At 45.8% G+C, this 22,779-nt stretch carries 20 protein-coding genes; 2 read left to right on the top strand and 18 right to left on the bottom strand.

The window, feature by feature from the left end:
- Positions 1 to 388: 388 nt before the first annotated feature.
- The 8 genes from BMY78_RS04695 to leuB form a co-directional block, all read right to left on the bottom strand.
- Positions 389 to 1,345 carry an aldolase catalytic domain-containing protein gene (locus BMY78_RS04695; protein WP_090895136.1) on the bottom strand — a complete coding sequence of 319 codons (957 nt, stop codon included), beginning with the start codon at positions 1,343 to 1,345 and terminating at the stop codon, positions 389 to 391.
- Positions 1,346 to 1,428: 83 nt separating this feature from the next.
- A complete protein-coding gene (locus BMY78_RS04690) occupies positions 1,429 to 2,745 on the bottom strand; it encodes a hypothetical protein (protein ID WP_090895133.1) in 1,317 nt (438 codons plus the stop codon).
- Complete coding sequence (locus BMY78_RS04685; RefSeq protein WP_090895131.1) at positions 2,742 to 3,857, bottom strand: DUF58 domain-containing protein; 1,116 nt, start codon at positions 3,855 to 3,857, stop codon at positions 2,742 to 2,744. The genes BMY78_RS04690 and BMY78_RS04685 overlap by 4 nt, the downstream gene beginning before the upstream one ends.
- Positions 3,858 to 3,860: 3 nt before the next feature.
- On the bottom strand, positions 3,861 to 4,829 hold the full coding sequence (locus tag BMY78_RS04680; protein WP_090895128.1) for an AAA family ATPase: 969 nt from the start codon (positions 4,827 to 4,829) through the stop codon (positions 3,861 to 3,863).
- A 128-nt stretch (positions 4,830 to 4,957) separates the two neighbouring features.
- A complete protein-coding gene (locus BMY78_RS04675; RefSeq protein ID WP_090895126.1) occupies positions 4,958 to 6,061 on the bottom strand; it encodes an ATP-binding protein in 1,104 nt (367 codons plus the stop codon).
- Positions 6,062 to 6,504: 443 nt separating this feature from the next.
- Positions 6,505 to 6,921: a hypothetical protein gene (locus BMY78_RS04670; RefSeq protein WP_024628323.1), complete on the bottom strand. Its 417-nt coding sequence runs from the start codon at positions 6,919 to 6,921 to the stop codon at positions 6,505 to 6,507.
- Positions 6,922 to 7,277: 356 nt separating this feature from the next.
- Positions 7,278 to 7,817, bottom strand: a complete 540-nt coding sequence (locus tag BMY78_RS04665) for a peroxiredoxin (protein ID WP_090895124.1) — start codon at positions 7,815 to 7,817, stop codon at positions 7,278 to 7,280.
- Positions 7,818 to 8,090: 273 nt separating this feature from the next.
- Positions 8,091 to 9,176: a 3-isopropylmalate dehydrogenase gene (leuB, locus tag BMY78_RS04660; protein ID WP_024628321.1), complete on the bottom strand. Its 1,086-nt coding sequence runs from the start codon at positions 9,174 to 9,176 to the stop codon at positions 8,091 to 8,093.
- Positions 9,177 to 9,408: 232 nt separating this feature from the next.
- Here leuB and BMY78_RS04655 point away from each other — a divergent pair, with 232 nt between their 5' ends.
- Positions 9,409 to 10,389: an aldo/keto reductase gene (locus BMY78_RS04655; protein ID WP_076289930.1), complete on the top strand. Its 981-nt coding sequence runs from the start codon at positions 9,409 to 9,411 to the stop codon at positions 10,387 to 10,389.
- Between the two features lie 224 nt (positions 10,390 to 10,613).
- On the opposite strand, the gene BMY78_RS04650 is transcribed toward BMY78_RS04655, so the two are convergent.
- The 5 genes from BMY78_RS04650 to BMY78_RS32745 form a co-directional block, all read right to left on the bottom strand.
- Positions 10,614 to 12,155, bottom strand: coding sequence for a 2-isopropylmalate synthase (locus BMY78_RS04650; RefSeq protein WP_090895122.1), 1,542 nt, complete (start codon positions 12,153 to 12,155; stop codon positions 10,614 to 10,616).
- Between the two features lie 123 nt (positions 12,156 to 12,278).
- Positions 12,279 to 13,271, bottom strand: a complete 993-nt coding sequence (ilvC, locus tag BMY78_RS04645; protein WP_024628318.1) for a ketol-acid reductoisomerase — start codon at positions 13,269 to 13,271, stop codon at positions 12,279 to 12,281.
- A gap of 303 nt (positions 13,272 to 13,574) precedes the next feature.
- Complete coding sequence (gene ilvN / locus BMY78_RS04640) at positions 13,575 to 14,057, bottom strand: acetolactate synthase small subunit (protein ID WP_090895120.1); 483 nt, start codon at positions 14,055 to 14,057, stop codon at positions 13,575 to 13,577.
- Positions 14,054 to 15,805 carry a biosynthetic-type acetolactate synthase large subunit gene (gene ilvB, locus BMY78_RS04635; RefSeq protein ID WP_090895118.1) on the bottom strand — a complete coding sequence of 584 codons (1,752 nt, stop codon included), beginning with the start codon at positions 15,803 to 15,805 and terminating at the stop codon, positions 14,054 to 14,056. Before ilvB ends, ilvN begins: the two co-directional genes overlap by 4 nt.
- Positions 15,806 to 15,883: 78 nt before the next feature.
- Positions 15,884 to 16,033, bottom strand: a complete 150-nt coding sequence (locus BMY78_RS32745; protein WP_163759509.1) for a hypothetical protein — start codon at positions 16,031 to 16,033, stop codon at positions 15,884 to 15,886.
- 373 nt (positions 16,034 to 16,406) lie between these two features.
- Between BMY78_RS32745 and BMY78_RS04630 the strand changes: the two genes are divergently transcribed.
- Complete coding sequence (locus BMY78_RS04630) at positions 16,407 to 16,850, top strand: GNAT family N-acetyltransferase (RefSeq protein ID WP_090902036.1); 444 nt, start codon at positions 16,407 to 16,409, stop codon at positions 16,848 to 16,850.
- A 6-nt stretch (positions 16,851 to 16,856) separates the two neighbouring features.
- On the opposite strand, the gene BMY78_RS04625 is transcribed toward BMY78_RS04630, so the two are convergent.
- From BMY78_RS04625 to BMY78_RS04605, 5 genes are all read right to left on the bottom strand, one after another.
- On the bottom strand, positions 16,857 to 17,231 hold the full coding sequence (locus tag BMY78_RS04625) for a hypothetical protein (protein ID WP_090895116.1): 375 nt from the start codon (positions 17,229 to 17,231) through the stop codon (positions 16,857 to 16,859).
- Positions 17,232 to 17,446: 215 nt separating this feature from the next.
- Positions 17,447 to 18,409, bottom strand: a complete 963-nt coding sequence (locus tag BMY78_RS04620; protein WP_076289934.1) for an ABC transporter permease — start codon at positions 18,407 to 18,409, stop codon at positions 17,447 to 17,449.
- Positions 18,410 to 19,489, bottom strand: coding sequence for an ABC transporter permease (locus tag BMY78_RS04615; RefSeq protein WP_090895115.1), 1,080 nt, complete (start codon positions 19,487 to 19,489; stop codon positions 18,410 to 18,412). It abuts the gene before it with no gap.
- Positions 19,482 to 21,020 (bottom strand): ABC transporter ATP-binding protein, encoded by a 1,539-nt coding sequence (locus tag BMY78_RS04610; RefSeq protein ID WP_064639494.1) that lies wholly within the window; start codon positions 21,018 to 21,020, stop codon positions 19,482 to 19,484. Before BMY78_RS04610 ends, BMY78_RS04615 begins: the two co-directional genes overlap by 8 nt.
- A 341-nt stretch (positions 21,021 to 21,361) precedes the next feature.
- Positions 21,362 to 22,402, bottom strand: coding sequence for a BMP family lipoprotein (locus BMY78_RS04605; RefSeq protein ID WP_090895113.1), 1,041 nt, complete (start codon positions 22,400 to 22,402; stop codon positions 21,362 to 21,364).
- Positions 22,403 to 22,779: the final 377 nt, after the last annotated feature.

Below are 22,779 nucleotides of genomic sequence, written 5' to 3'. Positions count from 1 at the left end.
ATCACCTATCCTGAAATAACCTTAACGATATAAATCTACATTGTTACATAATTCGACATTTTTATATCTACCAACGTTCAATTCACATGTGAATACATGCTATCTGGTACATAATAACATTTATTTCCGCAGACGTGAACAGAAAAATAAGCACTTCTAGGAATATTTATTCATAGATATGTAAAAAAACAAGGCAATAAGAACTAAAAAAACATGAACCCCACAATGGAGTCCATGTTTTTTTAGTTTGCAACTGTATTTTAGACTAATTTTCGCTCGCCATTGATGCACCATTAACCATTCGACTTAAAACGCTAAAGCGCTAAAGTTATAGCGTATTAAATCCATCTCTTGTTGACTTGAAGTCAATCAAGAACTATAAAGATGCTTATTTGTCAAAATTCACTTCTGGTGTTGTCAATTTATCATAGAAATCAACAACCTTATCTTTATCTTCCGACGAACGCAGTGCCATCGCCGAGCGAGGATGCTCGTCCAATGTACCTGTAATCATATAAGGCAAAATGTAACCCCACTCTTCTTTTTCACGGAGAGGAACCATCAATTGCTCCAATACACCAAGTACTGGACGCAGATTGTATTTCGTACCTTTCAAATGAGCCACGAGCAGTTCAGTCGGACAGTTCCCTGCAGCACGTCCCATACCGTACACGGAAGCATCCAGCAGTTCAACGCCAAGCTCAGCTGCTACCAACGAGTTCGAGAACGCCAGCTGCATGTTATTGTGTGTGTGAACGCCAAGACGTTTGTTCGGCAGATGAGTTTTGAACTTCTCCACCAGATATTTTACATCGTTATGATCCAGGCTTCCATAGGAGTCTACTATGTATACAACATCCACAGCACTTTCCTTGATCAGTTCAAATGCCTCCAGCAGTTCATTTTCCATAACATTAGACAATGCCATAATGTTCAGCGTTGTTTCATATCCACGATCGTGGAACGTTTGAACCAGAGCAAGTGCCTTGTCTACATCTTTGCTGTAGCAGGCTACACGGATCAGATCCAGCATGCTTTCGCTGCGCGGCAGAATGTCATTCTCGTCCACACGTCCAACGTCAACGAGTGCAGACAATTTGGTGTTGCCTTTTTGCGGAATTACTTTGCGCAGGAAATCATCATTCAGAAAACGCCATGGTCCTGCTTCTTCCGCACCTTTCAAGAGCTTAGGTGAGTTTTTATACCCAATTTCCATATAATCAACGCCAGCTTCATTCAATCCAGCATAGAGCTGTTGAACAAAGTCCACGCTAAAGTCCCAGTTATTTACCAATCCGCCATCACGGATTGTACAATCTACTATTTTGCAATGATTTGTCTTCATTAATGTCTGCTCCTTTTCTAACCAACTTGTGTATTCCTCTCATGATACTTGAACGTAACAAGAAAAGTAAAGGGATTCCCGACTTATTTACTTCGATAAGATTTCCATATCCGATCAATCTCACTCATCTCGGAATGGTCTGGAGCTTTCTTTCCATAACGCACAGCGTTATAAGTATCGGGCAGCATTGCAGAGAGCTTCTGATCGTCTTCTCTGGCTCCATGCTGAACAATGGTCTCCGCAGCCTCCAGTGGCGTATGTGCACCCTGTATATCCACGCCTCGGTGTGCAGCTCTGTCAATCCACTTCCGATAATAATATCGAACACGTTCAGTTTCCTGTGAGGGCAGCGACTCCTTCTTGCGGAACCAGGATTTGCGCGTTTTGGCAGGCGCCTCTAACGTTTCGCTAATGTCCACATACTCCGTCCGGGGTTCTACCTTCTTCTGACCGGGCTGCAGCAGCCCTTTGAAACGCTCCATAAGTTTGTTTATCGCCTTCTGCCCCAAACGCAGGATAAGCCACAAGATCACAACTGCGACAGCCCCCATGACGACCCAGCCTAAGATATCCCAGAAAATAGAGGGCTCCCCTGCCGGTTCCATCCCTTCAGGTATCATTGGCGGTTCATTTGGAGCAGTAGGCGTAATAGGCGGCTCCTGATTGGAGCTCGAGCCTATTAGACTTCTGATCCATGCAAGCAGACGGTCACGCAATGGTCCTAACCAGGCAACAAGACTGGGAAAAGCGCCAATTCCTGCGATCACAATCAGCATCCATAACAGACGCTGGTGATTCGCACGGGCAAACTCACGTAACACGATTCGTTTTGAGCCGTCATTTAATATCGCACGATCCAGTTGCACACTGTATTGTCCTACTAACCAGCCAACAAAACTGATTACTCCCGCTGCATATATGGTTCCGGTGTAAGCCCGAAGAGGTTCCATGAATTCAACTCCATTTGCCGCCCCACTAAGCACAATTGCACTAACTACCCCCCAAATCTGCAAGCGCCAAATCAAAATCGAACGGAAGACAGGTTGAAAATTTATCCCAATATAGGCTGAAATAACCCCCCATACCATTGCCGTCAGCAAATCAGGTAAAGGAAACGCCCATAGCAGTGCGATCACCAATGAGACCAACAGCCCCATAAGCAGCGCTGCTCCCCATCGAATAAATGTGTTTTTTTCGCTGAGGGCTGGTAACCTGTGCTGTACCCACTGACCTAACCAGCCAGCAATAACAAAGACTGCCATTAAGGTGTAAGGCAAATGTCCCGTTGCATAGAGGGAAGTCAGCGTTAAAAGCGGATAGAAATATACTCCAATCAACAGAACGGCCGACATGGATAAAAATACTCTTTCCTTATTACTGCTGCTTTTGGACTCGTTCATGCACTCACCGCCTTGGCATCGCTTTTCCCGCTCTCTACCGGGAGTATGGTCACACGGTGGCCTTGCTCATGCAAACGCGCAATTTCATGTTCCATAGCTGGAGACACATAGGACGTAATTAAGAGATAACTGCGGACCTGCTGAGCTTCTTCATTCCGTTCAACTTCATCACTCAGGAACTGCTCCATGGGAACCATGCATTTCAGCTCCGTCTCTGCCATAGCTTCCAATAACATTTCCAGATGAGGACTGCCGTAATCCGGCTCAATCCGCAATGGATCACGCCCTCCGCTCACACGGTAGCCATTATGAGCAAATCCAGCGGGTAACCCTCTTCCAATCGCATCTGCCGCTGCCGTTGCTGCATAACGGAGTGCCCGTTCGATCATCTCTGGGCGGGTAACGACACTCCACATGTCTGCTGACTCCTGAATGTTAACCACAATCCACGATTGAGGGTCCGCAGTCCATCCCTGCTTGTACACCTGTAGTTCTCCTGTGCGTGCACTCGCTTTCCAATGAATACGGTTCATCGGATCACCTGCACCATACGGACGTACCCCGAGAATCAGAAAGGGATCTTCAACAATCCAACGGGATACTTCAACCTCACCCTGCCATACCTGATAAATCTCAGGCAGATCCTCCGCATGAACAAGTGAAGGATATACGACCATGGACAGATGAACGGGAATAGGCTTCGATGTACGCCACAGGCCGAACAAGTCCCCTCCGGTCATAGTTACGGTGTTTAACGTGTAGATTCCACGTCTGCTGCATACAAAAGGATGCTTGCGCGTAATACGGGTAAACGGTTTCAACGTAAAGATACTTTTATGATTCTGATAGATATCTCCCTGACTGATATCCATGCCTGAACCTGAACGGAATACAAATGAAACTGGCATCATAGCTTCAAGTCTGAGCCATGGAACCGAAATTCGTTTTTCATTCGCAATTGTCTCAACCATCTCCAGTTCATCCCCGGCGTAACAACGCATTTTGCTGAACTGTCTGGTGTATTTGAGCTTCCGTAAAGCCGGACGGCCGAACCATATGCCGTGTACTCCAATAACCATGCCTCCGACAATGACTAGCCATAGTAATGCCATATGTTATCGCCCACTGCCTGTAGCAAGATTCTCCGTCGGCACTTCAGTCTGGCTCAGAAGTTCCTGAATAATACGTTCCGCCAAGCCCTCTTGTTGTCTTACCCGGTTGCGGAATACAAGCCGATGGGCCAGCACGGGCTCCGCCAATATTTTAATATCATCAGGGAGAACGTAGTCTCTGCCATGCAAAGCAGCCCAGGCCTGACTTGCCTTGAGTAACGCCTGAGCTCCTCGTGGGCTTACGCCCAGTGAAAGCTCGGGATGCTGCCTAGTGGCTTCTGTCAGTCGGATAATATATCGTAACAGATCTTCGTCGATTTGGACCGAAGTATACGTGCTCTGTGCCTCAAGCAACTGCTCGCGACTAATAATAGCGGACAGATCGGCAACAGAACGGCTCGCTACCGTACGTCTCAGAATTTCTACACTTTCTTCACTACTTGGATAGCCCATTCGGATCTTCATCATGAAACGATCCATCTGTGCCTCGGGTAACGGAAAGGTTCCCTGATTGTCTACCGGGTTTTGTGTGGCAATGACGATAAACGGTCGCTCCAGCTGTCTGGTCGAACCATCAATACTAATCTGCCGTTCCTCCATGCACTCCAGCAAACTGGACTGGGTACGCGGTGTAGCCCGGTTAATCTCATCTGCCAGCACCAGGTTGGCAAACAGAGGGCCTGGTCTGAATTCAAAGTCACCTTCTTTTTGATTGAAAAAGTGAATTCCCGTCAAGTCAGATGGCAACAGATCCGGTGTGAACTGAATACGCTGGAAGGTGCAATCCAGTGAAGAGGCTACTGATTTGGCCAACATGGTTTTCCCCGTACCGGGCACGTCCTCCAGCAGGACATGTCCAGAAGCGATGATAGCTGTCATCACAAGCTCAATCGTATGGTCTTTGCCCACAATGATCTTCCCTACATGGTCCATTAGCTGTTTGTTCATTTGTTCCATTCCCTGGATATTCATAATTGGTTCTTCCTCCCGTAAATTGAGCTATGTATTCGCATTCATTCTAACTATAACCCTAATCGCCCCAACAAAAAACAACAGGAATCGGCGGGTTGGCCAATTCCTGTTCGCATAACTCTTTGCCTTTACACCAAAGGAAGCATAATGATGAACCGGGTGCCTTCCCCTTTTTTGCTATCCACAGAGATGTTGCCTCCGTGATTCTTGATAATCCGGTAACTCACGGAAAGCCCCAGTCCTGTTCCGCTCTCCTTGGTGGTGAAAAACGGGTCAAACAGGCGCACAAGGGTGTTGTGATCCATCCCCTGTCCATTATCAGCAATGGAGATCTTCACATACTTGCCCTCGGTTCCCGTAGAGATCTGAATCAAGCCAGCATGCTCTTCGCCCACATCCTCGATGGCATCCATTGCGTTTTTAACCATATTCAAAATGACCTGCTTAATCTGTTTGACATCAATGGACACATTTAACGGGACTTCTGCTTCATCCAGGGTGATCTCGCACCCCTTCATTAATCCTTCGCTTTCTGTCAGCAAAACCACCTCTTTGAGCAAAGAGTTAACAGACATAATGGTCTTCTGAGGAGCTGACGGTTTCGAGGAATTCAGAAATTCGTAGATAATGTCGTTCGCCCTGTCAATCTCCGTTAGAATGATTCGAGCGTACTCGTCTTTCCCCAATTGCAGCAAATGAGGACGAAGCAACTGGATAAATCCGCGGATAGCCGTCAAAGGATTGCGAATCTCATGGGCAATCGATGCCGAAATCCGCCCCAACATTGCAAGTTTGTCATTTTGATAAGCGGTCTGCTCAATCTGTTTATAATCGGAAACATCCTTCACACTGAAGAGGAAGTCCCCATCCATCTGATCCCCGTACGTTACTGTAACCAGCCAATGCCTGCCATACTCGTCAATCAATTCATGATAGCGCTTACGATGAAAGATAGTTTCCCGATAGATGCGTAAAATTTTCTTTTTCTTGAATCGGCTCATCTGTGGATGATGCAGCATTTGCATCAGGGTGCAGCCGCTCAAAAGACTCCGAGGAAGCTCCAACAATTTTGCCATCTGAACGTTAATAAACGTCAATACACCGTTACTGTCAAACAACATTATACCGCTATCCAGATGCTCCAGGACATTCTCATACTTGTTGTTATCCAGATGTACAGGCGGGAATCCATTCGTTGGTCGAGGCACTGTATCCTGAAATTCACTAATCATGTCAGGTTCCTCCTTTTCACGTAAATGATAAACTTGCCATTCGGACATCATATCATCACAGAAACAGGAAGGGCCGATTTTATTTTTCATTACCGGTGCCCTTTCATTAGGGGGCTGAGCCGAAAATACGGATGGCATGTCCGGAACCCAGGCTGGTCTATTCCGGGTAACCAAGAGTCGATCCGGAAAACATTATACGTTTGTTCCATTCTAAGCTTCTCCTATTCCCAAACACGAACATTTTTTGCTCCGCCTCTTTTGCAAGTCTGTTTTTATCATAGACAAGTTTATAGAAGGGAGTCAATCGGAGAAAGTGTCGAATGGAAATTATTTTAAGAAAAACCGTGAATTAGTTTCTGTATACAACAAAAACGAAGCTTATTCGCTCGATTAGCGAATAAGCTTCATTTGTATAGTTTAAATTTTAAATAATTAAATTCAATCTATAGTCCACTCTTGTTATGCTGAATTTTAAGTCTGCGCTGACTCATGACGGCTAAGCGACGCTTGAGTTCGCTTTCCCACTTCTCATCCTTCATTTCCTTGGCAAGACGAAGTAGATCCAGAGACATGTCGATCTGACGCTGAACAATGACCATAGCATCCTCGCTTTCACGATTCACGCAATTTTCAAAAATCGCATCTTCATCTTCCGTCACGTAATCTTGAAAATCAATCTCCGACGCACCATCTCCATGCGCATATTCAGCCAAAATTTCATATTCATTTTCCACTTTATAATGCACTTCTACCCGGTGACACACCGGACAAAAAAGCAGGGGAACATTATGAACCTGGGTGCGGTAATGCTTCAGCGTGCCCTTTGTTCCCACCATACTTGCCCCACAACAGTAACTCATTTTTGTTCACCCTCCTTATAACGTGCCGAGACTTTTTAATAAAAGCAGTCCCGTACACTTCAAGCACTTCCGAAAAAGGAATAGTTCCATCAGTGTATCACATTCATGTACAAATTATAAATGCAGAGCACCGGAATATTTACCGGGTTTCCATACCCTATTCGCCTTGAGGCCCTTCGATTCCTCTTTCCAGAGATAAAATGAAGGCTTTCTTCTATTACATCATTACCACGTTTATGTCCCTGTTTAAACACTTTTCTTCCTTTAGGACTTACATTCTCGCAAAAGGGTGCAAAAAGCCCTCAATCCCCTGAGGGATGAGGGCTTGAACAATAAACGTTCAAGTTCAATCAGGCTTACAGATTGCTGTCGCCTGGTTTCCAGTTCATTGCACACAATCCACCGGATTGCAGAGCTTGCAGTACACGAAGTGTTTCTTCAACACTACGGCCTACATCATTGTGGTTAACCACTTGGTATTTCAATTCGCCTTCTGGATCGATGATGAACAAGCCGCGTAGAGCAACGCCTTCTTCTTCGATCAGAACGCCATAATCTTTAGCAACTTGTTTTGTGATGTCGGAAGCAAGCGGGAAGTTCAATTGACCCAGACCATTGCTGTCTTTAGGTGTGTTGATCCAAGCTTTGTGGCTGTGTACGGAGTCAACGCTCACGCCAAGAACTTCAGTATCCAAAGCTTTGAATTGCTCAGCAGCATCACTCAAAGCTGTAATTTCAGTTGGGCACACAAAAGTGAAATCCAAAGGATAAAAGAAAAATACGAGCCATTTGCCACGATAATCGGACAGTTTTACGGAACCAAAGTCTTGTCCATCTCCCGATACTGTTTCCATTGCAAAATCCGGTGCGGGTCTACCAACCAAACGTTCTGCCATAACTAACAATTCCTCCTTTGGGATTATGTAAGCACTCAAGTTGAATGCTCATCATCAAGAAAAACGAGAACGCTTTTCCTGTAATTAAAATGGGTTTGTGACTTGATAACAAGTACAAGTAAAATGTTATCATCCGGACTTCTCAAAGTCAAGATTATAATCGTTGTTTTTTTATAATCATTATAAATAAGAATTTTTCGTGGCAAAAATTATAAAGGAACAGCCCTCTGCAATTCCGGATCGGAGCAAAGAGCTGTTCGGTTGTTACTATTATTAAGCTTGCTTTTGGATGGCTGCGACGATCAAATCGCCCATTTCTGTCGTGCTGATCGCTTTGCTCTTGTCTACAGCGATGTCGCTTGTACGATGTCCTGCATTCAGCACATCAGACACAGCTGCTTCAATTGCATCAGCACCTTCCGCATAACCAAAGGTTGTACGGAACATCAATGCCAGCGAAAGGATCGTTGCGATCGGATTCGCCAGTCCTTGACCTGCGATATCCGGCGCTGAACCGTGTACTGGCTCATAAAGACCAAAGCTTCCTTCACCCAGTGATGCAGATGCGAGCATGCCGATTGAACCTGTCAACATCGCTGCTTCATCACTAAGGATATCTCCGAACATATTTTCAGTCACGATAACGTCAAAGCTGGATGGACGACGCAGCAGCTGCATTGCACAGTTGTCTACAAGTACATGTTCCACTTCAACATCCGGATATTCCGGTGCTACACGGTTAACAACTTCTCTCCAAAGACGGGAAGTTTCCAGCACGTTGGCTTTATCTACTGAAGCCAATCTTTTGCTACGTCCTTGGGCAATTACAAACGCCTGACGAACGATGCGCTCCACTTCGGTTACATTATATACGCATGTATCCACTGCTTCTTCGCCTTGTGCACCTTCACGTCTGAACTTTTCACCAAAGTAGATTCCCCCGGTCAACTCACGCACGACCATCAGATCCGTACCTTCCAACACTTCCGGTTTCAAGGTGGAAGCATCTTTCAAGCAATCAAACACCACTGCCGGACGCAGGTTCGAGAACAGTCCGAGCGCTTTGCGAATGCCGAGCAAGCCTGTTTCGGGACGCAATTCCTTGCTGTTGTTGTCCCATTTTGGACCACCAACGGCACCGAGCAGCACAGCATCTGCACTCTTACATACTGTCAGTGTTTCTTCTGGAAGTGGTGTACCTTTTTCATCAATAGCGATTCCACCAAACAGCGCATGCTCTGTCTCAAAACGGTATCCGAACACTTCCTCCGTACGTTTGAGAACTTTTTCTGCCTCCGCTACGACTTCAGGACCGATTCCGTCACCTGCGATAACTGCAATTTTTTTCACGTCTGCCATGGGTTGTCCACTCCTTATATCCATTTCATTCGGTTATTCACTTCAATGATTAACGTGTCATTTTTAACTCTCTCTTTTGTATCATATTCAGAGGTCATTTGACCAAGATATACAATCTATGACTTTAATAGTTTTTACCTATAAGCTGTTTAAGATTGGTTGTTCTGCCCCTCTGACTGAGTTAAAATAAAACCTGAAGACAAATTCAGGTAACTCAGGAGGGATTGCAATCATGCAATACACGTACTTGGGAAAATCAGGTCTTAAAGTCAGCCGGATCTGTCTCGGCACGATGAACTTTGGTCCTGCTACAGACGAAAAAGAGGCATTCCGTATCATGGATGCGGCACTCGATGCCGGTGTGAACTTTTTTGATACCGCTAACATTTATGGTTGGGGCGAAAATTCGGGTCTCACCGAGGAGATCATTGGTCGCTGGTTTAAACAGGGCGGAGGCAGACGTGAAAAAGTCGTTCTTGCTACCAAAGTCTATGGCTCCATGCATGACGATACAGACGGTCCAAACAATGATGCAGGTCTCTCCGCCTACAAAATTAGACGGCATCTGGAGGGTTCCCTCCGCCGCCTGCAAACCGATCATGTTGAACTGTACCAGATGCACCATGTTGATCCCGCCATCTCATGGGACGAGCTTTGGGGCGCGTTTGAGAACGCTGTTCATCAAGGCAAAATTGGTTATGTAGGTTCAAGTAACTTTGCCGGTTGGCAGATTGCCGTTGCACAAAGTGAAGCCAAAAATCGCCATTTCCTCGGTCTTGTATCCGAGCAGCATAAATACAGTCTCAACTGCCGGTTGCCTGAACTCGAAGTCCTGCCCGCAGCGAAAGAACTGGGCCTTGGCGTAATACCATGGAGCCCGTTGGATGGTGGCTTACTCGGACGTAATGCACTCCAGAAGCTGGAAGGCACACGCAGTGGTGGCATTGCTGAGCGGATTGAGTCCCATCAAACTCAGCTTGAACAATTCGCAGCACTCTGCCGCGAACTCGGCGAACCGCAGGACACCATCGCTTTGGCATGGGTGGCCGCTAATCCGGCAGTTACCGCACCTATTATTGGGCCGCGTACGCTGGAGCAGTTTGAAACGGCTCTCAAATGTCTCGATGTCACTTTGGATGAAGCGGTCCTCAAACGTCTGGATGAAATCTTCCCTGGACCGGGAGGACATGCTCCGAACGCATATGCTTGGTAAAAGCTTATCGGCTTAACTGAATACGTCTTTTCCATGGAAATACTCTAATAAAATGCAATTATCCTATACGTAACAACAAAAAAGTCTGACCTTCAAATGTTGAGGGTCAGACTTTTTATGTACCTCACTGAACTACAATACTTAGGACTGGGAACCCCACCTCAGCTTCTCCAGCCAGACGAATTCCAGTCCAATGAAGAGCTTTGCTTGCTGCAAATGATGTGTTACAGGTTCACATTAACGCGATCCGTATAGGTTTTGCGTTTCTCAATCAACTTGTTCAATCCATCCACATAAGCACGTGCACTGGCACCCAGTATATCGGTACTTACGCCACGTCCTTGTACAGAAATCTGATTTTGAGTAAGTACGACGTGTACCTCACCCAGTGCATCCTTACCATGCGTAACGGATTTGATCGAGTAGTCGGATAGCGTTACCTCTTCCCCGCTCACTTGGTCAATCGCATTATAGATCGCATCTACCGATCCATTTCCTTCTGCTTGTTGTTCCAACGTATCCCCATCAAGTGTAGCAATGCGAACTTTAGCTGTTGGAGTGGATTCATCACCATACGTCACAAAGATGGATTCCAGTTTAAACACCTCAGGTGCATCCTGCAATTTCTCTTCGATGACTGCCAGCAAATCCTCATCCGTCACTTCTTTTTTCTTATCAGCCAGATCTTTGAATTGGGCAAAAGCACGGTTCAAGGCTTCATCTTCCAGTTCATAACCGAGCTCAATCAAGCGCTCACGGAAGGCATGACGTCCTGAGTGTTTACCCAATACGAGCTTGCTTTCCTTCAGACCGATGGTCTCTGGCGTCATAATTTCGTACGTTGTTTTCTCCTTCAGCATGCCATCCTGGTGAATTCCGGATTCGTGTGCAAACGCATTCGCACCAACAATCGCTTTATTTCCAGGTACAATCATACCCGTCAAACGACTCACGAGACGACTTGTGCGAGCAATTTCAGAAAGTTGCAGCGAAGTTTTTGCCTGGAAAAATTCCTGACGTGTCTCCAGTGCCATGGCAATCTCTTCAATCGCGGTATTACCTGCACGTTCACCAATGCCGTTAATAGTGCCCTCAATTTGATCGGCTCCATTCAGAATCGCTGCAAGCGTGTTGGCAGTTGCCATCCCCAGGTCATTATGACAGTGTGCACTCAGCTGCACTTTATCGATGTTGTGAACGTTTTCCTTTAGATGCTTGAAAATATTACCGTACTCGTATGGGCTCAGATAGCCCACCGTATCCGGGATATTTACAACCGCTGCGCCTTCTTCCACAGCCATATTCACCATCTCAACGAGGAAATCATACTCGGTCCGACCTGCATCCTCCAACGAGAATTCGAGCTTCGAAAAAGTTTTCTTCGCATAACGAATGGCGGAACGAGCTGTATCGAGAACCTGGGCTCTGTCCATGCGCAATTTGTGCTGACGGTGAATAGGTGAAGTTGCCAAAAAGATATGGATACACGGATCTTGAGCGCCCTTCAACGCCTCTTTTACGGCATCAATATCCTGCTCTCTGGAGCGGGACAAGCCAATGACCGTAACGTTTTTGACCGCTTTGGCTACTGCATTAACTGCCGCCAAATCCCCTGGAGAGGCCGCGGGGAAACCGGCTTCCATTCGGTCAATACCAAGCCGCTCGAGCTGGTGCGCAATTTCCACCTTTTCACGAGTGTTCAGATTGACCCCCGGGGATTGTTCTCCATCACGCAGCGTTGTGTCAAATACATAGATTTTACGCACGCCTCGCACCTCCTAGACTTGTATTGTGTGTTCCTCTAAACCAGTAATAGCGGCACACGCATATGCACGGCCGCTATTCCCGGTTAAAGCTGTAAGTTTACTAGATTACCTTAAAGGGCATGCTTACTTCTTGATCCAGTGCATCATCTCACGCAATTGTCCGCCAACCACTTCGATTGGGTGTTCAGCTTCGTTGCGACGAGTTGCTGTCAGGAACGCACGGCCGGATTGGTTTTCCAGGATGAAGTCGCGTGCAAATTTACCTTGTTGGATATCTGTCAGAACTTCTTTCATTGCTTTCTTCGTATCTTCAGTTACCACGCGAGGTCCAGTTACATAGTCACCGTACTCAGCTGTGTTACTGATGGAATCACGCATGCTTGCAAGTCCACCTTCATACATCAGGTCAACGATCAATTTCAATTCGTGCAGACACTCGAAGTATGCCATTTCAGGAGCGTAACCTGCTTCTGTCAATGTTTCGAATCCAGCTTTTACGAGGGCACTTACACCGCCACACAGAACAGCTTGCTCACCGAACAGGTCTGTTTCTGTTTCTTCACGGAAGGAAGTTTCGATAACCCCTGCACGCGTACAACCGATACCTTTGGCATAAGCCAAACCGATATCTTTTGCTTTACCTGTAGCATCTTGCTCAATTGCGATCAGGCCTGGTACACCGAATCCTTCCACGTAGGTACGACGTACCATGTGACCAGGAGACTTAGGAGCTACCAGCAATACATCGCTGTCTTTTGGAGCAACGATTTGACCGAAATGAACGTTGAAACCGTGGGAGAAGAGCAATGCAGCACCTTTTTTCAGGTTTGGTTCGATTTCGTTTTTGTATACAGAAGCTTGTGTTTCGTCAGGCAGCAAAATTTGAACTACGTCTGCACGGCTAGTTGCTTCAGCCGGGGACAGAACTTCGAATCCGTCATTTTTTGCAGTGTCAAAAGATTTACCTTCACGAAGTCCGATGACTACGTTCAATCCACTGTCACGCAGGTTTTGAGCTTGGGCATGGCCCTGGCTACCGTAACCGATGACCGCAATCGTTTTTCCTTTCAATACGCTAAGCTCTGCATCCTGTTCATAATAAGTAGTTACTGGCATGTTTATAAGTCCTCCTTTGTATTGTAAAGAACCCTTCATTAATGAGCGGGTGTCTCAAGGGACCGGCACGCTTTTCCCTGCTTTAGCGTCTCTGGTCTGATCCGATCCATTCAGACACCCGCCCGTTAATGCGGGTGTGTGGCTATATTGTCAAGCGTTACATCACTAAAATGTTAAATTGCAACTTGTAAGGGACTGGCACCTCATCTAAGATTAACGGTATTTCTCAGCTTAATGCTGCTAACGCACCTTAGTCGTTCCGTTGATAAGCATCAGACCATGCTTTTTTTTCAATATGACTGTTTACACGTTGCCTCGTACCAATGCAGTTACGCCTGTACGTGACAGTTCGCGAATGCCGTATGGCTTAAGCAGTTCGATCATCGCATCAATTTTATCTGTGTCTCCGACTACCTGTACAATCAGGCTGCCTGGACCAACATCTACAACAGATGCGCGGAATGTCTCCACCACACCCAGAATTTCTGGACGTTCGGATGGCTCTGCCTTTACCTTGATCAATGCAAGTTCACGGGCAACCATCGGTTTCAGACTGAAATCAACCACTTTGATGACATCGATAATTTTGTACAGTTGCTTTTCAATCTGTTCCAGCGTTTTGTCATCACCGACCGTCACAATGACCATCCGGGACAAACCCGGTTCCTCGGATTGACCTACCGTGATGCTCTCAATGTTGAACCCCCGTCGACCGAACAACCCTGATACCCGCTGCAGGACGCCAGGCTGATCGTTGACCAATATCGAAATCGTATGTCTTATCATTCCTCAGCATCCCCCATCAGCATTTGATCGATTGTCGCTCCTTGCGGAACCATTGGATATACATTTTCTTCCTTGCGTACTACGAACTCAACAACGACCGGTCCTGGTGTATCCAGGGCTTCTTGCCAAGCACGCTCGGCTTCTTCCTTGTTGGTTGCACGCAATCCTTTTACACCATAAGCTTCAGCAAGTTTTACAAAATCAGGGCTGCCTGCCAAGTCGATATGACTATAACGGTTCTCGTAGATGATCTCTTGCCACTGACGTACCATTCCAAGGACCTGATTGTTGATAATAACAATTTTCACCGGGATGTTGTTAATGGCACAGATCGCAAGTTCTTGAGAACACATCTGCATGCCGCCGTCACCGTTGATCGAAATAACGAGTCTGTCCGGGTTGGCCATTTGAGCACCAATTGCAGAAGGGAATCCAAAACCCATCGTTCCCAGTCCACCGGAGGTTACCCATGAACGTGGCTGGTTGAATTTGTAATACTGAGCAGCCCACATTTGATGCTGTCCAACGTCCGTAGTCACGATTGCTTCGCCTTTGGTTGTATCATTCAGCATTTCCACAACCCATTGCGGTTTCAAAACTTCGTCTGAATCTGTGTAGCTGTAAGGTTTCTCTTGTTTCCACTGTTTGATCTGATCTCTCCAAGCATCCGCACGTTCAGCGCGTTGAACCTCTTTGTTCGCTATTTCGAGAACCGTTTTCACATCACCAACGATTGGAATGTCCGTTGCGATGTTTTTGCCAATTTCAGCCGGATCAATATCAATGTGCACAATTTTCGCATGTGGAGCGAATCCGTCCAACTTGCCTGTTACCCTGTCATCGAATCTTGCGCCGATGTTGATCAGCAAATCCGATTTTTGAATCGCCTGATTGGAAGTGTATGTTCCGTGCATACCCGGCATCCCGGTCCACAATTCATGGCCACTTGGGAATGCTCCAAGTCCGAGAAGTGTTGTCGTGATTGGAATGCCTGTCTTCTCCACAAATTCGAACAGCGCTTCGTGTCCACCGGAGTAAACTACACCGCCGCCTGCCAGAATCATCGGACGTTCTGCTTCCTGAATCGCCTGAGCCAGACGATCAACCTGAAGTTTGTTTGGCACTGTCCGTGGGTTATACCCTCTCAATGTAACAGGTTCAGTTATCGGTTCAAACAACGTTTTGTTGGCCGATACATCTTTTGGAATGTCGATTAATACTGGACCTTTACGGCCCGTATTCGCAATATGGAATGCCTCATGAATGACACGTGGCAGATCTTTTACGTCTTTTACCAGATAACTGTGTTTGGTTATTGGCATCGTGATTCCGGTAATATCAGCTTCCTGGAAAGCATCTGAGCCGATCAGGCTGGAGATTACATTCCCGGTAATGACAACGAGTGGTACCGAGTCCATATACGCTGTTGCAATACCCGTAACCAGATTTGTTGCTCCAGGTCCGGAGGTTGCGATACAGACACCCACTTTTCCACTCGCCCGTGCATATCCGTCAGCCGCATGAATGGCGCCTTGTTCGTGACGGGTTAATACGTGCTTGAAATCCTCGAAACCATACATCGCATCGTAAATGTACAACACTGCGCCGCCCGGGTAACCAAAAACGCACTCTACACCTTCCAGCAACAAGCTTCTCAGCAGAATTTCGGAACCGCTAATGACCTCCGGCTTCATCCATTTTTCACGTAATTCATCTGTCGATCGTACTTCTGGAATTTGAGCTCCCATCAGTCATCCTCCTCTCGGAATTTACATCATTCTGACATTTAAAGTTACAAAAAAAACCTTCCATCCCTGCAAACAAGTTTATGCTTGCGAGGGACGAAAGGTTGTTGCTTCCGTGGTACCACCCAACTTTGTCCGAAATTTCGCAATAACGGACCTTACCAGGTACAAAAAACGATAGATCAAACGGATATACCCGTTCTCCATACCTGTTGTCTGTAACGCAGACATACGATTTCCCCTAATACGCGAGTGGAGTGACATCCAATGCTTTTCAGGAAAACAGCTCCGAGGTGAGCTCGTATATAAGGGGTAATGGTGGTGGTTTCAGCAATTCCAGCCACTCTCTGAGCAAAAGAGCCCTTAAAACTTCGTCCTCTTCATAGCCGATGAAATATTCTCGTTAAATGTTAGGAACATTATATGATTCCTCCAACCGATAAGTCAATACCCCTTTTGTATAAAAATTCAGAACGTCCCTAATCCTTCATTCTCCATCTTTAACGTTACCCCAATCACACTGCTTCATTCAGTCACCTTTCAACTTGCTTCAGGCATAGGATATACGAGCAGCACGACTGGTCCTGAAAGGAGGCTTCCGATGGTGATTCGGCAACGTAAATCCAAGCTGGATGATGCCGCCATAATGAGGCTGATTGACTCTCAACTTGTTCCTCTATCTCATATGAGTGAAAGTGAAATCAATAAAATACGCAAAGATATACCCCTGCGAATGAACAGGGGCATGACCTTTGTTGTCTCATCGAATCCTGACAACGAAGCTGTCGCATTCATTCATTTTCTCATGCACGGCGAACTGCTGTATGTGGATATGATGGCTGTTGCCACAAAAGAACAGCGAAAGAGATATGGTCAGAACTTGCTGCTCAAAGCAGAAAATTTCGCAGCATCTCGAGGTTGCAAAAGATCCAAAGTGATGGTTGATGAAGGCAATACAAAAGGCCTGCAATTTTACCAAAAAAATGGATATAGCACGATTCGATACATTATGTTAAGCCGCTGTTACGAGTTGGAAAAAACATTATAACTCGGTCTAGAAAAATCCTGGTGGCCGTGGTCCGTAGGGTCCATATCCAGGGCCTGGTCCATATCCACCACCAAAACCTGGTCCATATCCAGGGCCTGGTTTTGGTCCCGGGCCATATCCTGGTCCAACACCTGGACCAAAACCATATCCAGGACCAGGGCCGTAAGCATAAGGCAGCGTTGCAACAGCGAGTAAATCAAATAATACCAATGGCAAAATGGCTTTGGTGCGTACTTTTTTGCCAATGGGACGTTTCAAAACCAATTTATTACCTGATACTTTTAAGAGTTTTCCCGTCACCCGAGTTCCGTCTTTTTTGATCGCGACAATATTTTTGCCTATTAATTTCATCGCTTCATCACGCGTAACATGTTGTTTCATACTTTCCCCTCCTCCTCGGATCGTTCAAAACAGTGTATTCGTCCAGGGCCAGCTTCGCCTGTTTCTTTGTCCCTAAATGAAAATATGGGTTTCTTTCTCTATATCAGTTAAGAGAGCTGGTTATCTGTTATTTTTCTTTATGAAACAAAAAAAAGGTCCGCACGAGGCGAACCTTTTCTAGTAAAGCATTATGTGGCAAAACATCATTTCTCTTGTTACCTTTTCCCCGGATCATACGGTTCCCCGAGTGCGGACGGAGCAGAAGAGCGTCCAACAGCCGCAACGAGCACGATGATGGTGAGCAGGTATGGCAGCATATAAATAATTTCCTGGGGAATACTTTGAGACCATTCGAACAACTGTACATAGTTCCGGATAGCTTGAGAGAAACCAAAGAACACAGCCGCCCCAAAGGCGCCAATCGGATTCCACTTACCAAAGATCATCGCTGCAATCGCAATGTAACCTTGGCCGGAAACAGTATTATGAGAGAATGTACCCGTCGTAGTCAGCGTGATTGCAGCTCCACCAATAGCAGCCAGCGCACCACTGATCATAACCGCAACATAACGGTAACGACGCACTTTAACACCTACGGTATCCGCAGCACTAGGATGTTCACCAACCGAGCGAAGACGAAGACCGAATGGGGTTTTGTACATAATGTAATACGTCAGAAAGACGAACAAAACAGCCAGATAAGTTGTCGGGTACACATTCTTGAAGAAAGCTTCCCCAAGCAAAGGAATATCTTTTAACAGTGGCACATCAAACTTGCTGAATCCTTGCACCAATGGTGAATCGCCTGATCCTTCAAACAGCAGCTTTACCAGATAAAGTGTACTTCCTGCTGCCAGAAAGTTAATAACGATACCGCTGATAATTTGGTCTGCCTTAAACGTAATGGAGGCAACCGCGTGGATCAGTGAAACCACTACGCCCAGCACAACTGCGAACAAAATCCCCATCCATGCAGACGTTGTTCCACCCATGCCAGCTTCTTGTGCATAATGCGCAGCAATCCCCGCAGCAAACGCACCAAATACCATGAAACCTTCAAGTCCAAGGTTAGTCACACCGGATTTTTCCGAGAAAATCCCGCCCAGGGATGCAAAAATCAATGCCGTGGCAAAGACAAGCGTCGTATTGATAATTTGCCCAATTGTCAACAAGTCCATCTACAACACCTTCTCTTTCTTGCGCTTGGAATAGAACGGTTTAAGTACCCAGCGCACGATGCCTTGTGCCGCAATGAAGAAGATAATCGAACCGATAACAATCCGAATAATCTCGGGCGGTACATCCGCAGCAAAGCTCATTCCCGCAGATCCATAAGTGAGCGTACCGAACAACAACGCGCCCAGCAACACACCGAACGGATGATTCAAACCAATCAGTGCAACCGCGATGCCGTCAAAACCTGTTCCCGGCGAGCCTGACATAACGGTCTGGTATTGGAACACACCAAGTACCTGGAATGCACCGCCAAGACCTGCAAGCATACCACTGATAAACATAGCTTTAACGATATTGCGATTGACATGCATACCCGCATACTCTGCCGCATTCGGGTTATATCCTACGGCACGAATCTCGTACCCTTGTTTGGTTTTCCACATGTAAATATAAAAGAGTACAGCCATGACAAGAGCAATCAATGTTCCCATGTGGACACGAGAGTTGCCCATCAGCTCGGAAAGCCATGTCAGACTAATCGATGCGGTATCACTGATATCCACCGAACGATTTTCACCTTTTAACAGCAGGAATTGGCGCACGATCAGGTTGGCCAGATACAGACCAATCCAGTTCAGCATGATACTACTGATAACTTCGTTAACCCCACGCGCTGCTTTCAGGTAACCGGCAATAGCTGCCCACAGACCACCAAATACTGCACCAGCAATCAAAGCCAGTGGAGCATGAATGTAGATTGGCAGACCTGCAAACTTCACACCTACAAAAGTTGCCGCAGTCATACCGACGAGAAATTGTCCTTCTCCCCCGATATTAAACAGTCCTGCACGTGCCGCAAATGCAAATGCAAGTCCTGTCATAATGAGCGGTGTCATTTCCCGGACTGCTTCACCAAAGTTGTACATGTCTCCGAAAACCTTCGTAAACAATGCGCTGTAAGCTTCAATCGGGTTGTATCCGCCGATCAGCATGACAATACCACCGAGGATCAGACCCATAATGATGGCTACAATAGGTAATATAAATGAATCACGGGTAAACCATTTCAATACGTTACTCATGCACAGTACCTCTCTTTTGGGTGCTGCCCGCCATCATCAAGCCGAGCTCCCTGTCATTGGTTTCTTCCGGCAGCACCTCGCCCACGATCTGTCCTTCATAAATGACAGCAATTCGGTCGGATACGTTGATAATTTCATCCAGCTCGAATGAGATCAGCAATACCGCTTTGCCCTGATCACGTTGTGCAATCAATTGTTTTTGAACAAACTCAATAGCACCTACGTCCAGACCACGAGTTGGCTGGGCAGCAATAAGCAGTTCTGGGTTCTTATCAACCTCACGTGCGATAATGGCTTTCTGTTGGTTCCCTCCCGATAAAGAGCGGGCTTTCGTTTCAATGCTTGGTGTACGCACATCAAATGCCTCCACAAGACGTTTCGCTTGCTTCTTAATGGCATCGAAGTTAAGGAATCCTTTACGCGTATAAGGAGCTTTATAATACGATTCCAGGACGATATTTTCACTCACAGAAAAATCAAGGACAAGTCCATGTTTGTGCCGGTCTTCCGGAATATGGGCTACACCCGACTCCGAAATATGGCGCGGAGAATGATTAGACAGTTCTTTACCCTCGAGACGAATCGAACCGCTATCTACTTTACGCAGTCCGGTAAGAGCCTCAATCAGTTCGCTCTGTCCATTACCATCGACACCTGCGATTCCTACAATCTCTCCTGCACGTACATTCAGGTTAAGTTCGTTCAGAACCGAGATACCTTCTTTGTTTTTGGCGGTCAATTTGCTAACTTCAAGCACATTGTTTCCTGGTGTAGCCGGCTTTTTGTCCACTTTAAATGTGACATTGCGACCAACCATTTTTTCTGCCAACTCATTCGGATTCGTTTCTGATGTTATCACGGAATCAATCACTTTACCCCGGCGAATAATCGTTACCGTATCTGAGATTTCCATGATTTCTTTCAGTTTGTGTGTAATCAGAATAATGGATTTGCCTTCGGCCACCAACTTTTTCATGATTACCATCAGTTCTTTGATTTCCTGAGGTGTTAATACAGCAGTAGGCTCGTCAAAAATAAGAATGTCTGCACCACGATACAACGTTTTTACAATCTCAACACGTTGCTGCATTCCGACAGAAATGTCATGAATTTTGGCATGCGGATTCACTTTGAGTCCATACTGTTCAGACAGACGCTGCACTTCAGCAGCAGCTTTTTTATAATTAATGTTGAGACCTTTCCTTGGTTCAGATCCCAAAATAATGTTCTCTGTTACCGTGAACGGCTGTACAAGCTTAAAGTGCTGATGCACCATGCCGATGCCAAGATCGATTGCTTTGTTAGGGCTGTCGATGATGACAGGCTTGCCATTCACTTCAATGGAACCTTCATCCGGCTGATAGAGACCAAAGACAATATTCATCAACGTTGATTTACCAGCGCCGTTTTCGCCCAGTAGAGCATGGATCTCGCCTTTACGAAGCTGAAGGCTGATGGCGTCGTTGGCAACAATGCCTGGGAAACGCTTCGTGATTTGTTTCAACTCAACGACGGGGGTTGCTGCACCCATGTAATCACCCTTATACCTGATATAGTGTGGTTCCGCAAACGTAAGAAAAACGTCTAACGACGTTTATTCAAGGAAGATGACCGCATTTCAGCGGTACTTTTTCTTAGGATTATCGAATCCTTCAGTTTCATTGAAACTTCTGCATTCCATAATCTTAAGAAAAGCTCCTACCGGAGCGTTGATACAAAGTCTTCTTGCTTTTGCCGTGGGCTTATGCCCAAGCACGTATTACGTAGCTTGTACAATTGTTATGATGACATGAGCAAATTTTCCTGCTCTGACAATCATAAGGCCGGTCAAGACCGGCCTCGATGATTATTTATTTTCACAGCAGAATCAGATTACTCTGTAGGAACTTTGATTTCGCCGTTGATGATTTTTTCTTTGTATTCGTCCACTTTTGCAAGGATATCAGCAGAAACATTTTTCGTAGAAGTATCAGCGACACCTACACCATTTTCTTTCAAAGTCAGATTCTCAGCTCCGCCTTTGAATGTTCCATCAATGATTTCTTGGTTTACGCGCTTAACAGCTTCGTCAACTTTTTTGATCATGGAAGTCAGTGTTACATCATCACCAAACTCCAGGGATTGGTCTTTATCTACACCGATAACCCAAACGTCTTGGCCTTGTTTCTTACGAGCGATTGCTTCATTGAACACACCATTACCCGTAGCACCGGAAGCGTGGAAAATGATATCTACGCCTTTGTTGTAAAGTGTAGCTGCTGCTGCTTTACCAAGGTCAGGCTTATCAAATGCACCTGTGTAGTTCGAAATGAACTCAGCATTAGGATTAACAGCTTTAACGCCTTCTCTGAAACCTACTTCAAACTTTTTGATCAGTGGGCTTTCCATACCGCCTACAAAACCAATTTTGTTTGATTTAGTTGTCAGACCAGCTACAACACCTACCAAGTAAGAACCTTCTTCTTCAGCAAATGTTACGGATTTAACGTTAGGAGCATCAACAACACTGTCGATGATCGCGAGTTTGGAATCAGGATTTTGTTCAGCTACAGTCTTGATCGCATCAGCCAATTGGAAACCGATACCCCAAGTCAGATCATATCCACCTTTAACGAACTCGTTCAGGTTTGGAATGTACTCTTCATCGGATTTACTTTGCAGGTATTTAACAGCTACACCTGTTTCAGTTTCAGTTGCTTGCAGAGCTTCCCAAGCGGATTGGTTAAACGATTTGTCGTTAACTCCACCTACGTCAGTAACCATACCGATTTTCAAATCGGATTTAGCTTCAGTGTTTTCGCCACCTGTAGTTCCTCCGGCATTTGTTTCCTCTTTCGGTTTGCTACCGCAACCTGCGAGCATAACCGATACTGCCAGCAACATGACCAAAGACAAGCTGAGCATCTTTTTCATTTCTCTTGTTCCCCCTTAATGATATATACCTAATTCCTGTCCAGGCCAAAATGGAACGGATCAACAGATCGATAATAAGGCTTTTAAGCAGAATGTATGGTTTCTTCGACATTAAAAGCGCATTCTTACCCCTTAAAGATTGTGTCACCTGTCGAAAAACCGAACATTATGACATGAAGAGAAAATTTTAGGACTAGCCTACTAGAGGTGATTATACATTCAACCCGTGGTAAAATCCAGATGTTTCATCACCAAATATCACTTATTTTTGCTCTTTTTTTATTGAAAGCGCTTAATAATTTAACGATTTAACACACTAACGTTACAACGATGTGATGTTATATAACAAAAACATATCGTCCTCACTAGAAAGATGT

It is taken from the genome of Paenibacillus sp. OK076 (assembly GCF_900110055.1).
GTDB lineage: Bacteria > Bacillota > Bacilli > Paenibacillales > Paenibacillaceae > Paenibacillus.
The sequence above is the reverse complement of the archived record's forward strand: the minus strand, read 5'-3'. Positions and strand labels throughout refer to the sequence as shown.